Annotated in this window: 14 protein-coding genes; 2 read left to right on the top strand and 12 right to left on the bottom strand. The window is 45.4% G+C overall.

What is annotated here, in order from left to right:
• Positions 1-7: 7 nt before the first annotated feature.
• The 11 genes from MJB10_RS09255 to MJB10_RS09205 all read right to left on the bottom strand — a co-directional run bounded on the left by MJB10_RS09255 (position 8) and on the right by MJB10_RS09205 (position 18,491).
• Positions 8-895: a creatininase family protein gene (locus MJB10_RS09255; RefSeq protein ID WP_314803835.1), complete on the bottom strand. Its 888-nt coding sequence runs from the start codon at positions 893-895 to the stop codon at positions 8-10.
• A gap of 151 nt (positions 896-1,046) precedes the next feature.
• Positions 1,047-3,326 (bottom strand): alpha-L-rhamnosidase-related protein, encoded by a 2,280-nt coding sequence (locus MJB10_RS09250; protein WP_314803832.1) that lies wholly within the window; start codon positions 3,324-3,326, stop codon positions 1,047-1,049.
• Positions 3,327-3,365: 39 nt separating this feature from the next.
• Positions 3,366-4,175: a sugar phosphate isomerase/epimerase family protein gene (locus tag MJB10_RS09245; RefSeq protein WP_314803829.1), complete on the bottom strand. Its 810-nt coding sequence runs from the start codon at positions 4,173-4,175 to the stop codon at positions 3,366-3,368.
• Between the two features lie 141 nt (positions 4,176-4,316).
• Positions 4,317-5,930 carry a response regulator transcription factor gene (locus MJB10_RS09240; protein WP_314803827.1) on the bottom strand — a complete coding sequence of 538 codons (1,614 nt, stop codon included), beginning with the start codon at positions 5,928-5,930 and terminating at the stop codon, positions 4,317-4,319.
• A 14-nt stretch (positions 5,931-5,944) separates the two neighbouring features.
• Positions 5,945-7,711 (bottom strand): sensor histidine kinase, encoded by a 1,767-nt coding sequence (locus tag MJB10_RS09235; protein ID WP_314803824.1) that lies wholly within the window; start codon positions 7,709-7,711, stop codon positions 5,945-5,947.
• The gene (locus MJB10_RS09230) at positions 7,708-9,417 is read right to left on the bottom strand and encodes an extracellular solute-binding protein (RefSeq protein WP_314803820.1); all 1,710 of its coding nucleotides are present in this window, start codon (positions 9,415-9,417) and stop codon (positions 7,708-7,710) included. The genes MJB10_RS09235 and MJB10_RS09230 overlap by 4 nt, the downstream gene beginning before the upstream one ends.
• 197 nt (positions 9,418-9,614) lie before the next feature.
• On the bottom strand, positions 9,615-10,496 hold the full coding sequence (locus tag MJB10_RS09225; RefSeq protein WP_314803818.1) for a carbohydrate ABC transporter permease: 882 nt from the start codon (positions 10,494-10,496) through the stop codon (positions 9,615-9,617).
• A 20-nt stretch (positions 10,497-10,516) separates the two neighbouring features.
• Positions 10,517-11,359, bottom strand: a complete 843-nt coding sequence (locus MJB10_RS09220; RefSeq protein ID WP_314803815.1) for an ABC transporter permease — start codon at positions 11,357-11,359, stop codon at positions 10,517-10,519.
• A 198-nt stretch (positions 11,360-11,557) separates the two neighbouring features.
• A complete protein-coding gene (locus MJB10_RS09215) occupies positions 11,558-13,222 on the bottom strand; it encodes a type 2 periplasmic-binding domain-containing protein (RefSeq protein WP_314803813.1) in 1,665 nt (554 codons plus the stop codon).
• 191 nt (positions 13,223-13,413) lie between these two features.
• On the bottom strand, positions 13,414-17,442 hold the full coding sequence (locus MJB10_RS09210; protein WP_314803811.1) for a fibronectin type III domain-containing protein: 4,029 nt from the start codon (positions 17,440-17,442) through the stop codon (positions 13,414-13,416).
• Between the two features lie 194 nt (positions 17,443-17,636).
• Positions 17,637-18,491, bottom strand: a complete 855-nt coding sequence (locus MJB10_RS09205; protein ID WP_314803808.1) for a helix-turn-helix transcriptional regulator — start codon at positions 18,489-18,491, stop codon at positions 17,637-17,639.
• A gap of 119 nt (positions 18,492-18,610) precedes the next feature.
• On the opposite strand from MJB10_RS09205, the gene MJB10_RS09200 reads away from it, so the two are divergent.
• Both MJB10_RS09200 and MJB10_RS09195 read left to right on the top strand, forming a co-directional pair.
• On the top strand, positions 18,611-19,564 hold the full coding sequence (locus tag MJB10_RS09200; RefSeq protein WP_314803805.1) for a phytanoyl-CoA dioxygenase family protein: 954 nt from the start codon (positions 18,611-18,613) through the stop codon (positions 19,562-19,564).
• Complete coding sequence (locus MJB10_RS09195) at positions 19,540-19,854, top strand: hypothetical protein (RefSeq protein WP_314803802.1); 315 nt, start codon at positions 19,540-19,542, stop codon at positions 19,852-19,854. Before MJB10_RS09200 ends, MJB10_RS09195 begins: the two co-directional genes overlap by 25 nt.
• Before the next feature lie 271 nt (positions 19,855-20,125).
• Here the strand turns inward: MJB10_RS09195 and MJB10_RS09190 are convergent, their stop codons facing one another.
• Positions 20,126-20,500: a hypothetical protein gene (locus tag MJB10_RS09190; RefSeq protein ID WP_314803799.1), complete on the bottom strand. Its 375-nt coding sequence runs from the start codon at positions 20,498-20,500 to the stop codon at positions 20,126-20,128.
• Between the last annotated feature and the right edge of the window lie 159 nt (positions 20,501-20,659).

Here is a 20,659-nt window from a genome sequence, read left to right as displayed (position 1 = left end):
CTTCTCTTTATGTTTGGGGGGATGAAGCCGCTCCAATCTGTTTAGCCAGATGGGCAATTCTCTCAAAGTCACCCTTCACGAGCAGTTCCCCGTAGCTTACAAGCTCAGAACCGCCAATATGCCGCCAGAATTCCCAAGGACCGATATGTCTCCAGCCCTTCAGCTGCTGCTGGATCAGCGCGTGCTCACTCGCTGCAAACGCATATCTAGTTTCTTCATCCCAACCCACCATCGCTTGGGCCACTGTTGCCAGCCTGTGTGTGATCAGATCCGCATACTTCTTGCCGAGTTCAGGGGAAGAGCCCTTCTCAATAATGTCATCCACGCCGTAATCAACATCCCCACGGATACGTTCAATCTCGACTAACTCAGGGTGAAGATGCCAAAGGAGGGATGTTTCGCCAATACCAGCATGGTCGCCGAGGTATCCCGCATCTAGGGCAAGCCAATATTCAGGCGTTCCCAGGACAGGAATTTGCAATCGCTCCGTCATTCGTGCAGCCACTTCTCTAACCACAATCTGCTGATTATGGCCATAGTGTCCGGTTAACATAATAATCGCCTTGAAACCGATACGATGAAACTCGCTGCACAGCTTTTCAAGCCAAGGCCGCAGCAAGTGATTATCCCAAGTCAGTTCATCTTCCATAATGACAGTAGCGGGTTTATCCAAGCCTCCCATGCCCCCGTAAACAGGCGGATGGACGATTCCACCACCAATTCTAGCCGCATTCACACATAGTTGGTGTGCTTTAAGTGCGTCTAAGCCTAAGGCATTATGCTCGCCATGCCACTCGACGGTTCCAAGGGGCAGGTACAAGACAGGCATGTTCGCCATAGCTGTTCGAAATTCTTCTGGCAGCATGCGCTCCCATTGAATGGTATCTTTGCTCATTCTGTTTTTCACTCCTTATGTAGGCTCTTTCCCAATCATATAAGAGTTCCTATTTGTCGTGGAGAGCAACATCTTTACAATCCGTAAATATATTTACAAGATCATTTCGCTTATGCAAAACGGGCAGCCTATGGCTGCCCGTTCCCCACTCCTATACCGACTGAATATGAATCCCTTCCGGATAGCCCGCCTCTTTCTCCCACGAGAACTCTTTCGGGATTTGCACGGTTCCGCTTACCTTTTCTCCTAGTGCTGACCACGCTATACGAATGTCCCCGTGCTTGGTTGGAATGACACCGCTAGCCTCTCCCTCCTGCAGCGCAGGCGTCAGTAGTCTAACCTTGCCCGTTCCTAAATCCGATATGTCGACGCCGTGAAGCATTCTGCCCAGTATATAAGCAGGGGAAGCACCCCATCCGTGGCACATACTCACTAGCGGACCCTCCCATAAGTAGGTAGGAACATTGCCTTGATATGTGCTTGGTATTGTACATGAAGGACTCTCCGGATCAAATGTTTCCCACCATGTCTTCGCTCCCCGATCTACCATCCCTCCCCAGAAGCTCCGAATCAACCCCATTGCGCGGTCTTGCAGACCCAAAGAAAGCAGTACTTCAAGTACCAGATGTTGAAAGAATGCACCTGTAATCCGTGGCAGCTTCTCTCCGTCATAATAGGTATGAATGAAGCTAAGTGCCTCTTCTTTCGTCATCAAATCGCACCATATTGCGGCAAAATTGGTTTGGAGCGACAAGTGCGACGAAACCTCCGCACCGTCCATACAATCTGCATACGCCCCCTTATCGCTAAGCCATAAGTGCTTCCTGACAGCTGCCGCAATCCCTTCCGCCTGATGCTGCCAATTCAGCGACTGGTCCGTATGGCCAAGTACTTCGGCCATAACTGCCGCTGCCTTCAGTGCTTTCACATACAGAAGTGAAATAACGGTTACTTTATCCCTTCGGTCGATATGGGGTGTCCAGTCAATAAAACAAAAAAATCCAGGCCGCGTTGCGCCTGCAAACAGCCCATACGCGTCCTCCTGCAGCTTAAACCAACTCACCAATCGTTCAACGGCACCCCACAATTCGCGGAGCAGTTCCACATCTCCCGTATAACGGAAGTAGTCATGCACGCCAAGCAGCCAATGCGCACAGAAGTCAGGGAGCAAATGCGAATTAGACTCCGGTCCTGTCCCAGGAATAGATCCATCTGCATTCTGAATTCGAGCCCCTTGAAGCAGGCATTTGCGCAGCAGCTTAGTGTCACCGTAGACATGATAGATCACCTTGCCCATAACCACTGCATCCGCCACCCACAACGCTTTTTCACGCCATGGACAGTCCTCTAGGTGCTCCTGGCTATTCTGCGTGGTCGTAACAACACTGATATCCCAGATTTGCATCAATCTCACATCAGTGGTCTCGAGCTGACCGGCAGGCCCGAACGCATAGTGACCAGCATCGAATTGTACAGACGCAACCTGAATGGGCACAGGCAATGCCATAAAGGTAAGCTTCATATATCGGCAAGCCCTCCGACCAAAGGGCTGAAGGACATTTAATCCTTTTTTAAGAATAAACGTATCAACATCCTGCAGCTCCAGCGATTCCCCGTAAGCAATTCGGATCGTGCCTCCTTCAGGTGCCTGTAACCGAATAAGAGGTCTGCCTACGACTTCCTTTTCAAAATCAAACACGACTGCTGGCATGGCACCAGGACGATCCGCTACAACCTCCATTCTCCCCCTAATCTGGTCACTCTGTAACATCATTCGCGGATTGCTTATCCCTCCATAATTCGTTTCCACACGGACAAGAGAAACTGGATCACTCAACTCCGAATACAGGAATGGAATTTCTCTGGGGATAACGTGTTGCCAAGGACTCTTGGGATCTGAAACGGATGCCCGCACACTTGATTGGGACCATCCGCTGTCATCATAGCCATCATGCTCCCAACCATCCTCATCGGCCACTTTATAAATTTCATTAAACCCGCTCCAACGGCTTATTCGATTGTTTATATGCGCCCAACGTAGAGAACGTCTGCATAACCAACTCTCATCTGTTGATGCGACCGTCTCCCTGTCTATGTCTAACTGAAGCAGAAACCCTGCCTCGCCTTGCATTTGTTCAATTACGATATCCTTTTCACCGAAATGATAACAAACAACCCCAATTACATTCCGGCCAGGTTGCAGCCAATCCTCTATTTCATACGTATCGTAATATTGATACTTAGGTGTGCAGGGTGAAGGCCCCCTCCCCCTTAACACGCCATTGATATAAAGCGCATATTCTTGGCACGCCGATATATGAAGAAGGGACCCCTCGTACGAATCGGCTTCTATCACCTTTCGAAATTCCGCGTAACAATTACTCTCCTCTTCCAACCCTGGCACCCATACCCATTTCGCTGCCCATTCCATCACATATCCTCCTCTGTGTGCCTATCCGTGCTTAATCTCTTACACTCGCTCAGACAGTTGGTTCCAAACCTGTCTTACATGATCCTTTGTCCATCGGCATATGTGGAATAAATCTGCCACCGGCTGCTTCGTATGCGGAATGGTAGGCATGTAAGGGGATGGACCAAATTCAGGCGTAAACGTCATGATTGACGCTCCTTCTGAGCGGCGCTCGCTTAAAATTTCCATCCACCACCCTAGATGCACCTGAAGCTCATTGGCATATTCAGGCGCACTGGGATCAGGTACCTGCGGACCTTGTGCATGACCGACTCGACCATGGATATGAATGGTTCGCTGGCAAGCAAGCTGTACAGCCTGGTGATGATGCTCAAGCAGGGATTCGCAGACGCAGCACCAATGACTGAAATCTGCTGTAATTCGTAAATCTTCGACTTCCTGAAGAAGCTTGCTTGTCACCCAAGGAGTAAACATAGCCCTCCCCCTATGGGTTTCATGTCCGACTGAAATGCCATAATACCGTTCCATGCGAACAGCTTCCTTATAGAAGTGAAGTTGCTCTTCATAAGGCATTGCATCCTTAGCACTATGTGCGACAATAACCAGCGGATCAAACCTGGCCGCCGCTTCGAGTCCATAGCGAAACGTTGCTAAATGATCATCCCCCGTGAATATCATCGCTGCATACTTAAAGTTATATGCTTCTAGCAAAGAACGGAACAATTGTTCATCTTTTTCTAGGGGTAGCGGGGACTCTATACCATCGTAGCCCGCTTCTGCTATCGCAGCGAATTGCTCCTCCATGCTGCCTCCCATGCCCCATACCGATTTTAACCACTTCATTTCCATTGCGATATCCTCCTTACAATCTGATCTTCTTTCTTCATCATACGAGATCACTCTAAGCTGCGGTTAGAGAAAGATGTTTACGTGGGGACAAATTCTTTACCAAAAAAAAGAGTCACCTCCACATGGGAAGTAACTCTTCGTTTATCTCGAATGGGCGATTCGGTAATCAAGTGGTGCTGCTCCTGTTGCTTTTCGAAATACTTTGGCAAAATAATTGGGATTATCAAAGCCGACACGAGCCGCAATTTCATTGACCTTTAATTCTTCCTTCTCCATTAGAAGCTGTTTAGCCAGTTCGATCCGTTTGCGAGTCAGATAGACACTGAGCTGCTCCTTCGCGACCTGACTGAAAATGCGTGATAAATAGGAAGGATTCACATGTATTTTCTGGGAAAGTGCATTTAAGGAAAGATCTTCGTTTAAATGACGGTCAATATACAGCTTCACTTGCATGACAAGTGCATCTGAAGGATTACTCGGTGATTGATTTAATTGTGTGAAAATCACATGCAGGATCTCCATTAAGAAGGTTTTGAAAGCTTCGGCATTCTTGTGCATGTATAAATTGGTGAGCTTCTCCACCTCAATCGGTCCAAGAAGGGAGGAAATACCATTTTGAAGTGCGATATTGATTACATTTGCCGAAATAGACATCAGGAGCACAGACAACCTATGAGAACTGTCGGTTGGTGCGCTCTCCGCATAAGCAATCAGCTTACCAATCCCGCGTTCACAATCCCCATAATGACGAAGGTTCATGGATTGAATAATCGTTTGAATAAGCTGTTTGGCCTCACCTAAGTCGTGATCATTTCCCATCTGGTGTGGAATGATCATGCGTCCCTTCCCAAGTGTTTGTTTCACATAGGTGATTAGCAGACGCATCTCAGTTGCCCATTCTTCCCATGAAAAGGGCTGCGGTGAGACCGCAACGGAAACAACCACGCCTATGATGTGATCAATGGCATCCTGGATTTCCATAAGTTTAGATTTCAAAATAGTAGCGACATCATACTCCGAATCTATGAACTGGGGCTGCAACGTAAGCGCGATAAATCCATTTCCGATTCGGAATGACATATTAACCTTCGTGGATGCCAGCATTTCACTAATCATATTTTGAACAGCAAATTCAACTAACGTTTCGTCATGCGAATGAAACTTTCCTCTCCACTCATCAATACGAACCACCAGAGCCAGCACCTTGGTCCCCGCCTGAAAAGGGAATTGAAGTCTACGAAACTCGGTCTCCAATTCCTCTAATTTGGGTGGCGGCTTCGATGAAGAGAGCATATTTTTAAGATATTCGGTTTGATGAGCCTGCAGCAACTCATCGCTTCGTAACTTCGCCTGTTCCAACATCATCATTTGTTCCATGCTATGTTCAATCGTTCGAATGACTTTATCAAGGCTTCTCAGTACTTCCTCATCCTCTGCAGGCTTTAATAAATAATCACTCGCACCGAGCTGAAGCGCTTGACGAGCATAATCGAAATCCATGTATCCCGTTAGAAAAATGAACTGTGTATCCTTATTGTAGGCACGAATGTTGTCCATCATCTCTAACCCGCTCATATGCGGCATCCGAATATCCGCAATGACGATATGGAAGGGTTCCTCTTCGAAGAGTTCAAGAGCTTCTTTCGCAGAGTAGGCTAGTCGGATGCTCTTCAGGGGAAGCTGCTGCAGCTCCACCATCTCTGCCAATCCCTCCACAATCGGCGGTTCATCATCTACAATTAGCAATCGGTACATAAGCTTCCTCCATTCTATGAAACTTCATGCTGGACTTCAGATGCCATAACTGGGATCGTAAAACGGACAACCAAGCCAGAACTACCGTCTGTGCGATTCAATAATTCGAGCCCCTCGGTACCTTTGAAACGATGCTTTAATCGCCAATGTACGTTCCATAGCCCACAGTGGTCAGGCTCATGTGCCGACTTCTCAAGTTGGTGTCTAAGTTGACGTTTCTGCTCCTCTCCCATGCCGACACCATTGTCCTCTACCGACACTTGAACGCAACCTTCCAAACGCTTTACTTTAATCTCGATCATGCCTGGATGATCGATCTTCTCAATACCGTGAAGAATGGCATTTTCGACGAGAGGTTGTAAAATTAAACCTGGTACTGCAGCAAGACTAGCCTCATCCTCCATGGAAATCGCATAGTCGAGTTTATAAGTGAAACGCATTTTCTGAATTTCCAAGTAAATACTCGCGTATTTCACCTCATCAACGAGGAGTACTTCGTGCATCGAGCGATGCGTAACGAATCGAAAATAATCACCTAAATATTTGCACAGCTTAGCTACATTCTCCGTTTCACCTGACTTCGCCATGCGATAACCGATATAGAAACAGTTAAAAAGGAAATGAGGATTAATTTGCGATTGCAGTTGCTTCAACTGAGCCTGCTGGAGCTGGATTTTACTCTCCAGCACCTCTTGAATCAGCGTCCGAAGCTGATTCACCATGCGATTATATTGACGATGCACATAGCCAAATTCATGATTTGGCACGTGTAAATCACTTGTCTGAAGATTACCGCCTTCTACCAATCGCATCAATCGTACTAATTCACGCAACGGCTTATGAATTTGGTTATAAATGAGCACAGAAAGGAGTAGAAATAAGGCCAATGATCCCAGAAAGACTAGCCAAAATAGGTAACGCAGCATGTAAATCGGTGATAAGATTTTTTTCTCAGGAATGTAGGAAACAAGCGTAAAAAGGCCGTCTGGCGAAGTATCGGATTGAACCATATAGTTCTCACGCTGATACGTGACTGTCTTAAGCTTTGGATCCTGTTGAATGCCTTCATATACTTTTTTTCCGCTGTCTGGCACTTGGTTAGCCCCCACCAGAAGCTTGGATTGATTATTAATCAGCAGCATTTGATGATCGGAGTTACCACGGAAGCTGCTTAGTGCCTTTAAGATCCGCTCTTGAGAAATTTCGACACCGAGCACATAACTAACCACTTTCTGCTCTGTCTGCTGATCCGGAAAGGAAACAGAGAAGGACACGGTATCTTGTTTAACATAATGATCTGTCTGTTGAACAGAGGCAGCATGTCTAGCTAATATCCCTCTCTTCCTGTCATCCAAATCGGATTCCCCGTTATTGAAGGTAATTTGCTTATTCGTTTCAGGAAGCAGCAAGAAGACATCAGAAATATAGTTACTGGAGTAATAAACAATGTTCATTTTGCTCTTAATTACCTGATAAAGCGTATATTTCTCATGAGAAAAAGCAGCACTCTGTTGCAGATAATAGAGCGGGACGTCCACATCATTATTCAGCGCCATCATCATTTGTTTCACATTCTGCATCTCTTGTTCCAAGAAATCCACGTAGAACTGCAGTCTCGACTGATTGGTCATCTCTACTTCCTTCGTGATCACGTCCGAAGCCTTAGAGGCTGCCAGGAAAGTTAGCCCATAGAAGGGAATAGACACGAGGACAAGTCCAAAAAACAATCGCCACAGCACACTTTTTCGGGCTACAGCCAGTTTAAAACGCATGCTAATCATGGTGTTCCTCCCCTAAGGGATGTATTCGCACGAGCCCATGCATTCACTTCGGTTGTTATATCATCCCCGCCATAGGTTCGCCATAAGGCCGTAAAATCATCAAACTTAGAAAGCGGCGCTCCCATAATAATTTCGTTATACATTTCGTATTCAAGCTTGGCAAGTGCGTTTCCTTTTACGATCATAGTTGGCGTAGGAGCTCCAAAAAACATGGAGTATTGCACTTTGTCGTATTGGGCAAGAACACGCTCCGCATCATAGAACACCTTACGAAACCCCCACCCCGATAATCCCCCCGGCTTAATATTCTGGAAGTAATTATCTTTCGCTGCTTGCGTCTTCAGATAGGACTCGTCATTATGGTCAATCGTCTCTAGAATTTGCTTACCTGTCTGCATGTTGCGATTGGGCGAATCGAAGGCATATGGTTTGGCATATAAATGAATCGACATATCCTTGTAAGTGCCAGAATTGGCCTCTCGCCAAAGTTGACCAACCTCTCCGATCCCCTCCTGCATCGCAAAATATAGGTTCATTGACTTTACCAGCGCTTCCGGATGCTCATACCCTTTACGTACAACAACCCAGTTATTCGTGGAGATGACGGAGCGCGGAACCACCTTCTCTCCTCCCTTTCCTGGAATCGGAAGAACAAGCCAGTCTGCCTTAGGATCATTCTGCAGAGTATCTTTTAGCGGCCATAGTGGGTAGTAGAAGGGTCCGAATACAATTCCAACTTTTCCGTTAATTACTCGCTGCATGGATTTAGGCAGATCATGAATGGGAAACTCCGGTTCTATGGCGCCCATCAGATAAAAGTCCTGGACCGCTGCTAGCGCTTCCTTCATCTCTGGCTGAATGCCGCCATAGGCCGCAGAGCCGTTGCTTTCCCGAATCCAGCTGCGAGGATAGGCATGAAATGCAGCAGCAAGCGCTTCAAAGGTAAAGCCGCCAATTCCTCCCTCCGCGGACCCTTGATCCATAGAGAAGGCAAAGGTATCATTCTTGCTATTTCCATCGGGATCTTGCTCGACGAATGCCTTCGCGACCGCACGCAACTCTTCATAGGTCGTTGGTGGATTCAAACCAAGTTTAGATAACCAATCCTTGCGAATATACATCATGGCCGTATGATTACCAGCATCATAGGGAAGTGGAATCCCATATATTTTTTTGTCTTTCGTTGCAGGAAGGAACGCAGCATTATCCTGGTAGCCCATATTTTGCTTGAGGGCCTCGGAGGCATAATCCTCCCATATTCCCGTTAGATCCTGTATCTGTCCATTTCGAATCAAACGGTTTAATTGGGAAATATCCACTTGAATCACATCAGGCAGATCATTATTGGCAATAGCGAGATTTAACCTTTCGTTAATTTTGCTGCCATCGGCTACCCATTTATTGATGTAATGAATGTTTAAGTACTTCATTTGGATGCGTGTATGGAAATTATCATCGATCGATTCATTGGGAGCGAATTTCATCACATCATTAATTCCAGCGTAGACGGTCATATCGATAGGTTTATCGTATTTCCCAAATAGATCATGATCAGCTGAGGAACTTAGGGGAGCAGGATTATTCTTGGTAGGATGAGCTCCTGTGTTCGTCTGTGAAGGGTCGATAATATACTGGTAGAATAACGCCATTCCCCCAAGGAGAAACAGTGTGCCAAGTACATAGATGAGCTGGTTACGCTTCTGCATATGGGGCTACCTCCATGGTTAGCGATTTATGAAATCTCTACCCTCATCATAATATGATTCCCCCTCCGGAACAAAGGAAAAAATATTTACCGAAAGGGTAATATCTTTACATTACGATTACCAGTGGGGATGCTTATATAAAAAGAAAACCTCCACTTGCAGCCACTCCAATGAGTGATTGCATATAGAGGTTAGCCCTACCCTTTAACAGAACCAAGGACAATTCCTTTGGTGAAATACTTTTGCAGGAATGGATAAAGAATTAAAATAGGGAGAGTGGTCACGAAAATTTGTGCGCTTCGCAGCGTCCGACTCGAGACATCACTATAATTCTTGGCATCTTCCAACGATTTGATGTCTGCTCCCTTTAAGACAGTTTGAAGCGTAGTCTGTAGGGGATAGTTCTTGAGATCGTTCATGTAAAGCAGACCTGAGAACCAATCGTTCCAGTGGGCAACAAAATGAAATAAGGTAACCGTCGCAATGACGGGCATGGACAGCGGAATGATCACATAGAGTAAACTTTTCCAGTAAGATGCCCCATCGATAAAAGCAGCTTCTTCTATTTCGTTCGGCAGCTGCTTAAAGAAATTCATCATGAGAATAACGCTGAAGATGGGCACGGCACCAGGAAGAATAAGTGACCATATTGTATTGATAAGATGAAGATCTTTAACAAGAATGTAGGTGGGAACAAGTCCCCCATTAAATAGCATAACGAATATGATCGTCCACATGTAGATATTTCGTCCACGGAACCGCAGGCCTGATTTGGACAACGGGTACGCCATGAAGACCGTTAGGATGTTGTTAAGCAGAACGCCCAACACCGTCCGTTCAATGGAGATCACAAATGCGTCATGAATCTCCTTCCTGGAGAAAATTAGTTGGTAGGACTTTAGCGTAAAATCTACAGGCCATAGCTTTACAAGGTTTGCGTTGGCCGCGTAGCTCGAGCTGAGTGATACGGACAGCACGTTAAGCAGTGGCAATAGGCATAATAAGGCTATTGCGGTCAGAAAGAGGTAATTACCGATAGCAAAGACTCGAAAGCCCCATGTTTGATCCCATTTTCTCATCGTGTACTCCCTTCTGCCTTTTAAAATACCCGATAATCCGTCCACTTATAGGCCATCCAGTATCCTGTAACGATGAGCAGGCTGTTTACAACGGATTTGATGAGTCCTACCATCGTACTCAAGCTCCAGTTGGCATCATTGAAAGCTACCCGATACACATACGTATCAATAATGTCGCCCGTCTTCATGACAAGTGGATTATACAGATTAAATATTTGATCAAAGCCCGCATTTAGAATATTCCCCATACTCAAGATGGCTGTGAGCATAATAATGGGAACGATGCCGGGTATGGTAATATGCAAGGTTTGTTTCCAGCGGGATGCCCCATCCATAATCGCAGATTCATATAGTGAGGGGTCGATGCTCGTTAAGGCAGCCATATAGATGACCGTTCCCCACCCGAAGTTTTTCCAAATATCTGTAGATATAATTATGGATCGAAAATACGTGTTATCCCCTAAAAAATAAATAGGTTCTATGGAGAAAAACTTCAGAAAACTATTAACAAGTCCGCCATTCACCGCAAATACATCCAAAATTAAGCCCGATAAAATGACCCAAGATAAAAAATTCGGTAAATATACGATCGTTTGAACCGTCCGCTTAAACCATGACCGTCCTATTTCATTTAATAGCAGTGCAACAATAATCGGTACAGGAAATCCAAGCAATATTTTAAGACCCGCGATAATGATTGTATTTTTCGTTACTAACCACACATCTGGCAATTGCATCATAAAATCAAAGTATTGCAAGCCCACCCACGGTGAGTTCCATATTCCTTTACTTGGAATAAAATCCTTGAATGCAATGAGAATGCCGTACATGGGGACAATATTAAAAAGGAATAGAAGCAACATACCTGGAAATATCATGGTGTGCAGTTGCCAAGCCTGGTTATTGCGCTTAGCTGACCTATGAGGGCGACGCTGGAATCGGGTAAGTGCTCCTTCTAAAGAAATCCTCATGCGCTTGCTCCTTTATATTCTCTGCACCGGATAAGTTGCAGGGGGTGCAACTTACCCGACGGAAAGAATAAGTAAATTAAATACACGTTATTATTTCGAAGCAGCGTTCATCTCATCTAGAATTTGTTGACCGCCTTGTTCTTTCCACTGTTTGACAAAGGCATCAAATTCGTCAACCGGCTTCTGACCAACGATGATGTTAATGATCGCTTCGTCTTCCAATTTCTTAAGCGCAGCGCCTTTTAGCTTGCCCGTTGCCGTAGGGGAACCAATCCAATCGTTCCGGACTACGTTTTTATAGCTGCCTGCGGAAGGTACGCCTTCCAAGAACGTTTTGTACCATGCCCAGTTATTCGGATCTCCTTCCATCCCTTTCTTCACATTCAGGAAGGTTGTCCGTTGATCCTCTGGCATCTTCGTATCATCTTTATTATCAATCGCATATTTAAACAAATTATAACGGTTTAGGTTAGCATCAGGACGATCTAAAAATACCGGTAACCAGTTATTGACGCCTCCTAGAGCTGCATACTTCTCGTTTTTATTTATATCCGCATAGCCCTTCGACCAGGCATTGTTCAAGTTGTTGTAGCTCACTTCGGCTTCATTATTCAGAATTAACATAAGTGCCTCTGGATGTTCAAAACCTTTGCGAACAACGAAATAGCCATTAGCGTTGATTGGCACATACGGCTTATATTCCTTGCCGCCAAGACCTGGAACCGGTATACCAATATAATCTGCACCTTTAACATTCTTTAGTGCATCCTGCAACGGCCATAGCGGTGAGAAGAACTCGCCTAAGAAGATACCTACACTGCCTTTGGATACACCCTCTGCCATTTTCGGCATGTTTTGTGTAACAAACTCTTTGTCAATGGCACCTGCTTTGTACAACTCCGCCAGCTTCGCAAGACCATCCTTCATCTTCGGATCGATACTTCCATAAGTGAATTTGCCGTCTGCACCTTTCATATAGACCTTTGGATACACGCCATATGCATTCATAAAGGACGTGTAGCGTAGATCCAACTCATTATTAAAAGCGAATCCGAGTGTATCCGCTTTACCGTTTCCATCCGGATCTTTCGTGGCAAAATCCTTACCAAGAGCAATAAGTTCTTCAAAGCTGGCTGGTTTTTTGCCACCTAGCTTCTCCAACCAATCCTTACGAATGTAAGCTGCTGGTACACCATTCTGTGCGTCAGACACATTCGGCATGCCATACAATTTACCGTTCTTGGTGGCTCCTTTAAAAAGCACCTTATCGCCGTAAGAAAGGATTTTCTTCGCGTTTTCTGTTTCATACTTCTCATAGTACGGAGTTAAGTCAGCCAGCATATCATTCTTAATTAACTCTTCCAGCATTTCTTGGTCGGCATAGAATATATCCGGAATATCATTAGAAGCAATTCCCAGCTTAATTTTCTGCTGGTACGTATCAAATGGAACGGCAAACTTGTTCTTGGCTACGATGTTAATCGTGGTGTTCATCAACTTGTAAACAGCGTTATTCTCTGGATCCTCGCCCTCCGCGTATTTCTTAATGTCCACAACGCTCTTGCCAAAATTGACTGTTACGGGATCCTTAAATTTAAATGGATCGATGTCCGGTAACGCCTTCGCAGGTTGTGCTGATGCACTCGCAGCTGCCGTTTCAGCTGGAGCATCCGATTTCTTCGTAGAGCAAGCTGACGTAAGCAGCAACGACAAAGATACAGCTGTAACCATTAACACTTGCAAGTTCTTCTTCATTTGACTCCTCCTATGAACGCTGTTCTTCTTTACAAATTCATCATATCTCATAGCCGTAGGGCCTCTGTAGACAAACATTTTTACATAGGGCAATTATCTTTACGATCTGATAAACTTGCTTTTCGGGTTAATAAGCAGCCTAAATAGCCAATCCCAAACGAGAGCTCGTTTGGGATTGACGACTGAAACGTTTAATAGGATATTTGTGGATTCCACCAAATCGATTCGCTTGTCGCATCTGTCTTCGCATTTACTCTGAAGTAGATGACATCTCCTTGATTAACGGCAACCGTTAGAGAATGCGTCGCGGATTCTGTTGCGTAACTAGTCGGGGCAAGGGATGCGGACCATAATTGAGTGCTATTTTTTAGAATCTTCAGGTCGGCCCCATCTCCCTGTGTTCGGTTCGAGACGATATATTCAGGCCTTCCTGTTATCGTAATATTGCCTGTGCTCGGAGCAACCCATTTCAGAACAGGATCATTACCAACGGCCGGATTCATGGATACCCGCGAAATTTTAGCTCCGCCTCCACTCCAATAATCGTTAAAGCTTTGGTCATGTACATAGGTCATATTACTGTAAGTACTGCCATTATACACTTGATAATACCAATTTCCTGTACCGCTTATATACTGGGTGAAATTGGGTTCGCGCAAAGTTATCGTTCCTGTGGAAGGGGTCATGGCCCCTGTTGGCCTTGTCATGATACCCGATCCCAACCAATTCGTATATTGAAGCTTATAGTAATAGGTCTGCCCATTCACAGCTGTAGTATCTTGATAGTGCATGGAGATCGGGGCGTCATTGATTTTGGTATACACACCATCATAACTGGTGCTTCGGTACACATTTGCCCCCGTATCACCACGGTTCTGTGCCCAATACAAATCAACCTTGCCATTGCCTGGCATGCCAAAGGTTACAGCATTGGATACAGGAAGACCTGCTCCGAATACGAGCCGATCGATATCCATCGTACCGCTCCACGTTGTTGTTCCATCGCTTGTAATCGGATGTAAACGCAGCTGCCTAATGGTCCCTGTCCACGTAGAGCTAGCACCAACAGGGAAGTTGTAATCGGTAAATCCGCCATCATTGGGATTGATGGAAATTGTCGCACTCTTCGCCTTATCCCATGTCGAATCGGTATCCGTAATCCACTGCAGGGTTGCCTGATGAGCACCTGTGCTATTCTTAGCAAGCATGCGAAGGGATTGGTTTGGACGAGCCGTTATTTTAAGATTATCTAAGGAATTGACGGTTGGATCTGTCCGATTCGTAAATGAAAGTTGGAATACCCCGCTCGTGACGGTTGAACTGTCTACTTGGGCTTGGGTGACCCACCCCTCTGCATTGCCATTCGTATTAAATTCCCAGGCGTTCAACTCAGAACCGTCAACAATCTCAATAGAATCAATGTTAGCTGACCCTGAGCTTGCATTCCAATCCAACCTTATATTCTGCAGAACACCCGCAAATTGATAGAGATCGCCAATATTAAATAGGTATGTGCGATATAAAGTATCATTTGGGACAAGGGGAACTACTAACGTTTGAGAGCCTGAGAAGTTGGGATTCTGGTCGGTTGTCCAGAACAATTGAGCAGACGTAGCTGGTGTATTGTTCTTCATCACCACTTTCACATAATGACTGCGCTTGCCACGTAAGTTTAAATTCGTTGTGTAGGTGATATATGGATCAGGTCCAGATAACGTGACATTGAGCTGGCCATTCACTGAGGTGCTCGTCACATCGTTCGCCATGTTCCAACCTTCGTAATTGCCGTTCGTGTTAAAGGACCACAGTTTGGAATTACCAGGTACCGTTACGGAAACGGTACTAGATACGGCACTGCAAACATCATTGGTATTACAAGCGGTAATTTGATAATAATAGCTTTTGTTATCAAACAGGGCATAATCGGTATACGATGTCGTTGATCCCGCTGTTACAGAATCAATGAGCTGTGTCGCATCCGCTGTAAACGAGCTCTTCGTACTGCGATAAATGTTATAGGTTCGAATATTACTCGCACCACTGGCAGCCCAAGATAAGGCAACAGAGTCTTTCGAGCCGCTTAGCGTGGCTGTAACACCGGTAACTTGCGGCGGAGCCGTTATATTATTAGTGCCGGAAGCTGAAGACGCTTGCGCAGAAGGAGTGCCTTCGTTCCCCGCATCATCTATAGCCGAGACCTTATAATAATAGGTTGTGGAAGGTGTTAAGTTCGTATCAGCGTACAGCGGCTTATTACTGAATCCGACCAAATTACTTTGACCTGGTGTGAAACCTGAGGTTGTGCTGCGATATACTTTGTATTCCGCAACTCCTTGGTTGGAAATCGGGCTCCAGCTCAGATTGATGCGATGACTTCCTACAGCTGTTGCCGATAACCCTGTAACTTGGCTTGGCGCCGTATAATCAGGTGTTCCCTTATAAATCGCAGGGGTACCAAAGACAATCCAGTCGTAGTTGCTATTGCTGTCCCCCTTCTGGGAGGCTAATGTCACCTGTACGGTCTGACCTGCATAGGCGGTTAAATCAATCATGGCTGGTTCCCAGCGATGCCAAAGACTATAAGCCGGTACCGAGTAATCACCGGTAAATACATTCGTTCCGTTCACAAGCACTTTTACTACATACCCATCCGAGCCGTTGGCTCCATCCACTAGTCCCGAATATAGGGCCAGCTTTAAGCGATCTCCATTGGCAACGGTCGGAAGTGCAATATTGTTGTACACCGCTGTCGCATCTCCAGTATTAGGGGCATGCAGAAAGATGCCGTTTTTCGATTCGCCGCCAACAATCTGCGAGCCACTGCTGGCAGCAGGAGAATTACTTACCACAGCTTGATTAAAATTCGATACAAAATCATAAACTAGCGTTCCTGGATTTTCAATATCGAATTGAGTAGGACGACGCTGCCCCCCATAGTTGGCTATAAAATCTTTAATGGCTGCTTCATATTGCGTATTTTTGATTTCGTAAGGCGATGTTGCTGGATCGTTCCAACTTAAGGGAGAAATATATTGCGCGCCACCCTCATAGGTCTTTTGCAAGCCTGTGTAAGCGGAAGCTTTATCCGTTTTCTGCTCGGGATTATACTCAGGTGCCCCCCAATTCTTGTTATATCCAAGCACTTGCGCCATATAACTGGAATCTTTTGTAGCATCGCCATAAAGCGTTACGCCTAAGGAACCAGGGGATAAATCAGCTGTTGTTAAAATGGAAGATGTTAGATAATACCCCTCAGTCCCTGATGGATTGTAATTCTGATGAGAATATACCCGATTAGCCGGCAGCCCGGCATCAATGAGTACCTGCGTCAGATCTTGCAGATGATGCTTGAGCAGCATCGTCCGCCAGCGGGTCCATTCCTCCCAGAAAGGATTCCCATCATTACGCGTGCGTGGAGGATCGACTTGGCTCCAGGATGCGAAACTTGTTCCCATCGACGTATTAAACTGAGCAATCGACGTAAACACAGGACTCCGTGCTTCTCCCTTGTAAGCACCGTTCGTTGGATCGTAGATGCCCGTGGCTGTTAACCATTCAATCCACTCCGAGATTGAATAGGGATTATAGTCGGAGTAACGCGTACCATCCCATACATATTCCCAATCCTCGGAATCCAGGCTGACACCTACGAGAAGATCAGGATTCTGCGCGCGCCATTCCACTAACCGATTAGCGACCTGTTGCAGGTTCCGCTTCTTGAATGCATAATGCTTTAGGTTCTTCCGCGAGTAAGACATATAATTGTGCTGATCAATGCTCCGATACATATCCCAGTTGTTGGTATCCCACGTCGTGACACGCGTATCATCCGATAATGCATTCATCAGTCCTTCATGCCCAGCCCATCCACCTGCGTTAAGCTGAATAAGGACGGGCACATTGTTATCATGCGCAAATTGCAATTGTTCGTTTAAATTAAAGGGATCCCAATTATAATTCTGTTGGTGAGAGTACGTGTCTAAGCTTAAGTATTGCGTCTGCATGCTCAATCCCGTTTTCACATAGTTCGATTGGCCAAAGGTGTTCACCACATCGTTAAATTCTACATTCAAACGTGATAAGGGACCTGTTGGTGATACGTTAGGCAGAATATAATAATTCTCGTCAAATGTGCCCGCCTGTGCAATGCCAGTGCCTATTCCGCTAATCAACAAAGATACAGACAGAAAGAAAGCGCTTACCATTTTCGTTTTACTCATCATTTCACTCCTCTAATTTTTTTGCCAAAGCCATGTCATCAAACAAGCTCCGAACTTAGTTGACATCTAGCAGACATCTATCATTACTCCCTTCCTCATCCCATTTCGCTTACCCGAGATGATGATTTCATGTTAAGCCATGCGAATCAACCTCGAAAGGAAAACTTCTTTACGATGGGATAAAATCTTTACCACTACAGTCTTCGCCGTCGTGCCCGATACTGGGATGGCTGTTCGCCCGTATACGCTTTAAATCCCCTTGAAAAATAATGAATACTGGAAAAATGTAATCTCTCTGCGATTTTCGTTATCGTTTGGTCTGTTTCTTGCAGTAACTTACCAGCCAGATCCAACTTTCGGCGAGCGTGATAGATATGTGGAGACACCCCGTAAACTCTTTTGAACATACGTGAAACATAGTCATGACCGTAGGGAGATTGGTCTTCTAACCAACCTACTTCGTAAGATTCTTCTGCATGATCTTCTAAAAATAGTCTAATTTTCTTTATGAATGCATGGTGGGGCGAGGATTCCTCGAAAGAGAGCTGCATTTGCCGAAACAATCTACCTACTAAAAGAAGCACAAGTCCTTGTAAAATAGCCTGTGCCGCCTGATCCCCTTTGCGATACTCATAAACGGCTTCTTCAAACAAAGGACGTAACCAAGCACCTGGTTTACAGCTAACAGGTATGTCAAGAATGCGAGGCTGAGCATCCTCAATGGTATATAGGGCTTGGAGATCACCAGCAGGGTGAATACCCCACACGCTTTTCTTTCCCACCCCGCTGTTCGGTAGAAAATGCAGTCCATATAAGATAAAAGGATCATGGCTATCAGCCTGAAATCGATGGGGCTCACCAGGACCATAATAGAACAATTGTCCGGGCATGGCGTCGTATTCTTGCCCTTGGATATTGACTGTTCCTCTCCCTTTGTCAACGAAAATAAACTGGTGATCCTCGATATACCGAGGTCCGAAGATCTCATTACCTGAGCAAACCAATCGATTGACATAATGAACATTCGGCTTCATGTCATTAAGATTCATGTGTTTCCCCTCTTTCCCTTAGAAAAACCGATAAAGTGCAAATCAACAGGTTAAATTCTAAAGACTTCTAATCCCTTTCTAAGTACGATTATCATAGTCCAATTCAAGGAGGGAAATCAATGAGCAAGCCTAAAATCATCGACAACAATAAGAAACCCATTACTTCTTATTTAGAAGACGCTACCCCGCTATTATCGGATCCGGAACAACTGCGCAAACGAGCTGAGGAGCTTGGATACTTGTACTTCCGCGGATTTCTTGCTAGAGAGAAAGTGCTTGACGTTCGTCGTTCTATTTTACAGATTTTAGACGAACAGAAATTGTTGGATGGTAAAAAGGATTATATGGATGGGGTGGCTGATTTAACCGAAGTTCATCGTTATTCCAAGGAGGACATTTCATCGAACGGGGTTGGTGTGCCAGAAGACATCTACCGTAAAGTACAAAAACTTGAAAATTTCCATGCACTTGCTCACAGCCCTGATTTATTAAACTTATATAGGCTGCTCTTCGATGCTGATCCATTTGTACATCCCCGAAGCATCGGTCGGATTATGTTGCCACATAAGGAACTAGCTTCAACACCCTCTCATCAAGATTATCTGCACATACAGGGAGCAGAACAAACCTGGACGTGTTGGGTTCCCTTAGGCGATATTCCTCAATCCTTAGGAGGACTTGCTGTGCTAAAAGGGAGCCAAAAAAGCGGCTTGTTAGGAGTCACGAACGCTCCCGGGGCCGGGGGATTGGAAACGATTCTATGCGGTCTGGACTACGAGTGGCAAGGCTGTGACTTTACCGCAGGCGATATTCTGACATTTCATAGCCACACCGTGCACAAGTCGTTGCCGAATCAACACCCCGATTTGATACGACTATCCTGCGATTTCCGTTATCAACCCATTCACGAACCCATTGAGCAGGCATCTTTGCTGCCACACGGCACCTTCACTTGGGAGGAGCTTTATGAGGGATGGAAAGAACCTAACTTGCAGTACTATTGGAAAGACAGCACATTCGAAATGAAAACATTTGACGACTCCATCCGATGGCAAAAAGAGAAGATTTGTTAAACCTCAGAAAGAATGGAGATTCACAGCTCTCGGTTTATATGGAAGAAGCCATGAGCACAAACGAAGGAAATTCTCTTCGTATTGGCGATTCTGCTTATTACAAAGTTCTTAATCAGAAAGTTAACACTTGGCGAGATCACGCGGGTATGGCACGCTATACTTCGCACCCAAAGATAGCCCAAATTGCTTTGGAACTTACTGGAGCTACGGGCATTCGATTGTTCCACGACCATGCCCAAGCTGCACCTTCCACAACGGTCTTACCTTTCATTACGCACATGCGAATATGAGTGATCAGCCACGACGAGTGTTAGCCACCATTTATATGCCCGACGGTACTACCTTCAATGGCAAAGAGCATCCTTGCACAAGAGAGTTAGGCTTAGAGTCGAATGCTCTATTAGCAGGCGGATTATTCCCAGTGTTGGCAAAAGTCTAAGAATGTACTCACGTTGCTATGTGCCAACCATTATTGTCAATATTAATCAAAAAAGCCAACCAACTGCCACCTTGTTTAGCAAGATGGCAGTTGGAATGGCTTTTATTTATATTACAACGTGCCTACAGTTGATCAACACCTAATCGGTTCTTGAAGAAACCTTGAGCCACTTGCGTAGGTTGAACACTGGACGTTTTTGCCTGTATGGCATGCAATGTTTCGGTGAGCTCCATGAACCACTTCTCATCCTTCAAAGAAAGGGCTACATCAATGACACTTCGGATGCTCTCATCGGTATCCCATCCACGCACTGGCAATTTCTTAATCGTAGCAAGTTTCACTTCCATGTGATGCCCAATAATCTCATCTTGATCAGACGCGATGACTTTGACGAACGCGATACCTAGCTGCCCTGCAACGGATTCCACATAGCCATGTACCATTTCATCATCGCTGGTTGTTGCGACAACCCAATCTCCAATTGCAACATTCAACATACGCCTCGCCACCTTTATCTTGAAAATGAAAAACTATACTGTAATTATAATGATTACAGTATAGAATGTCAAGATTGGCAGCTTGGTAACTCCACCCACTCCTACTTCAACGGTTTCAGTATTCCATCTTAGTAGCTTCTATTTGTTTTCCACTAGCTC

The organism is Paenibacillus sp. MBLB1832, assembly GCF_032271945.1.
Taxonomy (GTDB): Bacteria; Bacillota; Bacilli; order Paenibacillales; family NBRC-103111; genus Paenibacillus_E; species Paenibacillus_E roseopurpureus.
This window is presented reverse-complemented; position numbering and strand designations above follow the sequence as displayed.

Coding starts and splice junctions, on each gene's coding strand:
- MJB10_RS09230 (WP_314803820.1), bottom strand. CDS start 9,417: ATGCAGAAGCGTAACCAGCTCATCTATGTACTTGGCACACTGTTTCTC.
- MJB10_RS09215 (WP_314803813.1), bottom strand. CDS start 13,222: ATGAAGAAGAACTTGCAAGTGTTAATGGTTACAGCTGTATCTTTGTCG.
- MJB10_RS09240 (WP_314803827.1), bottom strand. CDS start 5,930: ATGTACCGATTGCTAATTGTAGATGATGAACCGCCGATTGTGGAGGGA.
- MJB10_RS09250 (WP_314803832.1), bottom strand. CDS start 3,326: ATGGAATGGGCAGCGAAATGGGTATGGGTGCCAGGGTTGGAAGAGGAG.
- MJB10_RS09255 (WP_314803835.1), bottom strand. CDS start 895: ATGAGCAAAGATACCATTCAATGGGAGCGCATGCTGCCAGAAGAATTT.
- MJB10_RS09205 (WP_314803808.1), bottom strand. CDS start 18,491: ATGAATCTTAATGACATGAAGCCGAATGTTCATTATGTCAATCGATTG.
- MJB10_RS09220 (WP_314803815.1), bottom strand. CDS start 11,359: ATGTTGCTTCTATTCCTTTTTAATATTGTCCCCATGTACGGCATTCTC.
- MJB10_RS09200 (WP_314803805.1), top strand. CDS start 18,611: ATGAGCAAGCCTAAAATCATCGACAACAATAAGAAACCCATTACTTCT.
- MJB10_RS09190 (WP_314803799.1), bottom strand. CDS start 20,500: ATGTTGAATGTTGCAATTGGAGATTGGGTTGTCGCAACAACCAGCGAT.
- MJB10_RS09235 (WP_314803824.1), bottom strand. CDS start 7,711: ATGATTAGCATGCGTTTTAAACTGGCTGTAGCCCGAAAAAGTGTGCTG.
- MJB10_RS09225 (WP_314803818.1), bottom strand. CDS start 10,496: ATGAGAAAATGGGATCAAACATGGGGCTTTCGAGTCTTTGCTATCGGT.
- MJB10_RS09195 (WP_314803802.1), top strand. CDS start 19,540: ATGGCAAAAAGAGAAGATTTGTTAAACCTCAGAAAGAATGGAGATTCA.
- MJB10_RS09245 (WP_314803829.1), bottom strand. CDS start 4,175: ATGGAAATGAAGTGGTTAAAATCGGTATGGGGCATGGGAGGCAGCATG.
- MJB10_RS09210 (WP_314803811.1), bottom strand. CDS start 17,442: ATGAGTAAAACGAAAATGGTAAGCGCTTTCTTTCTGTCTGTATCTTTG.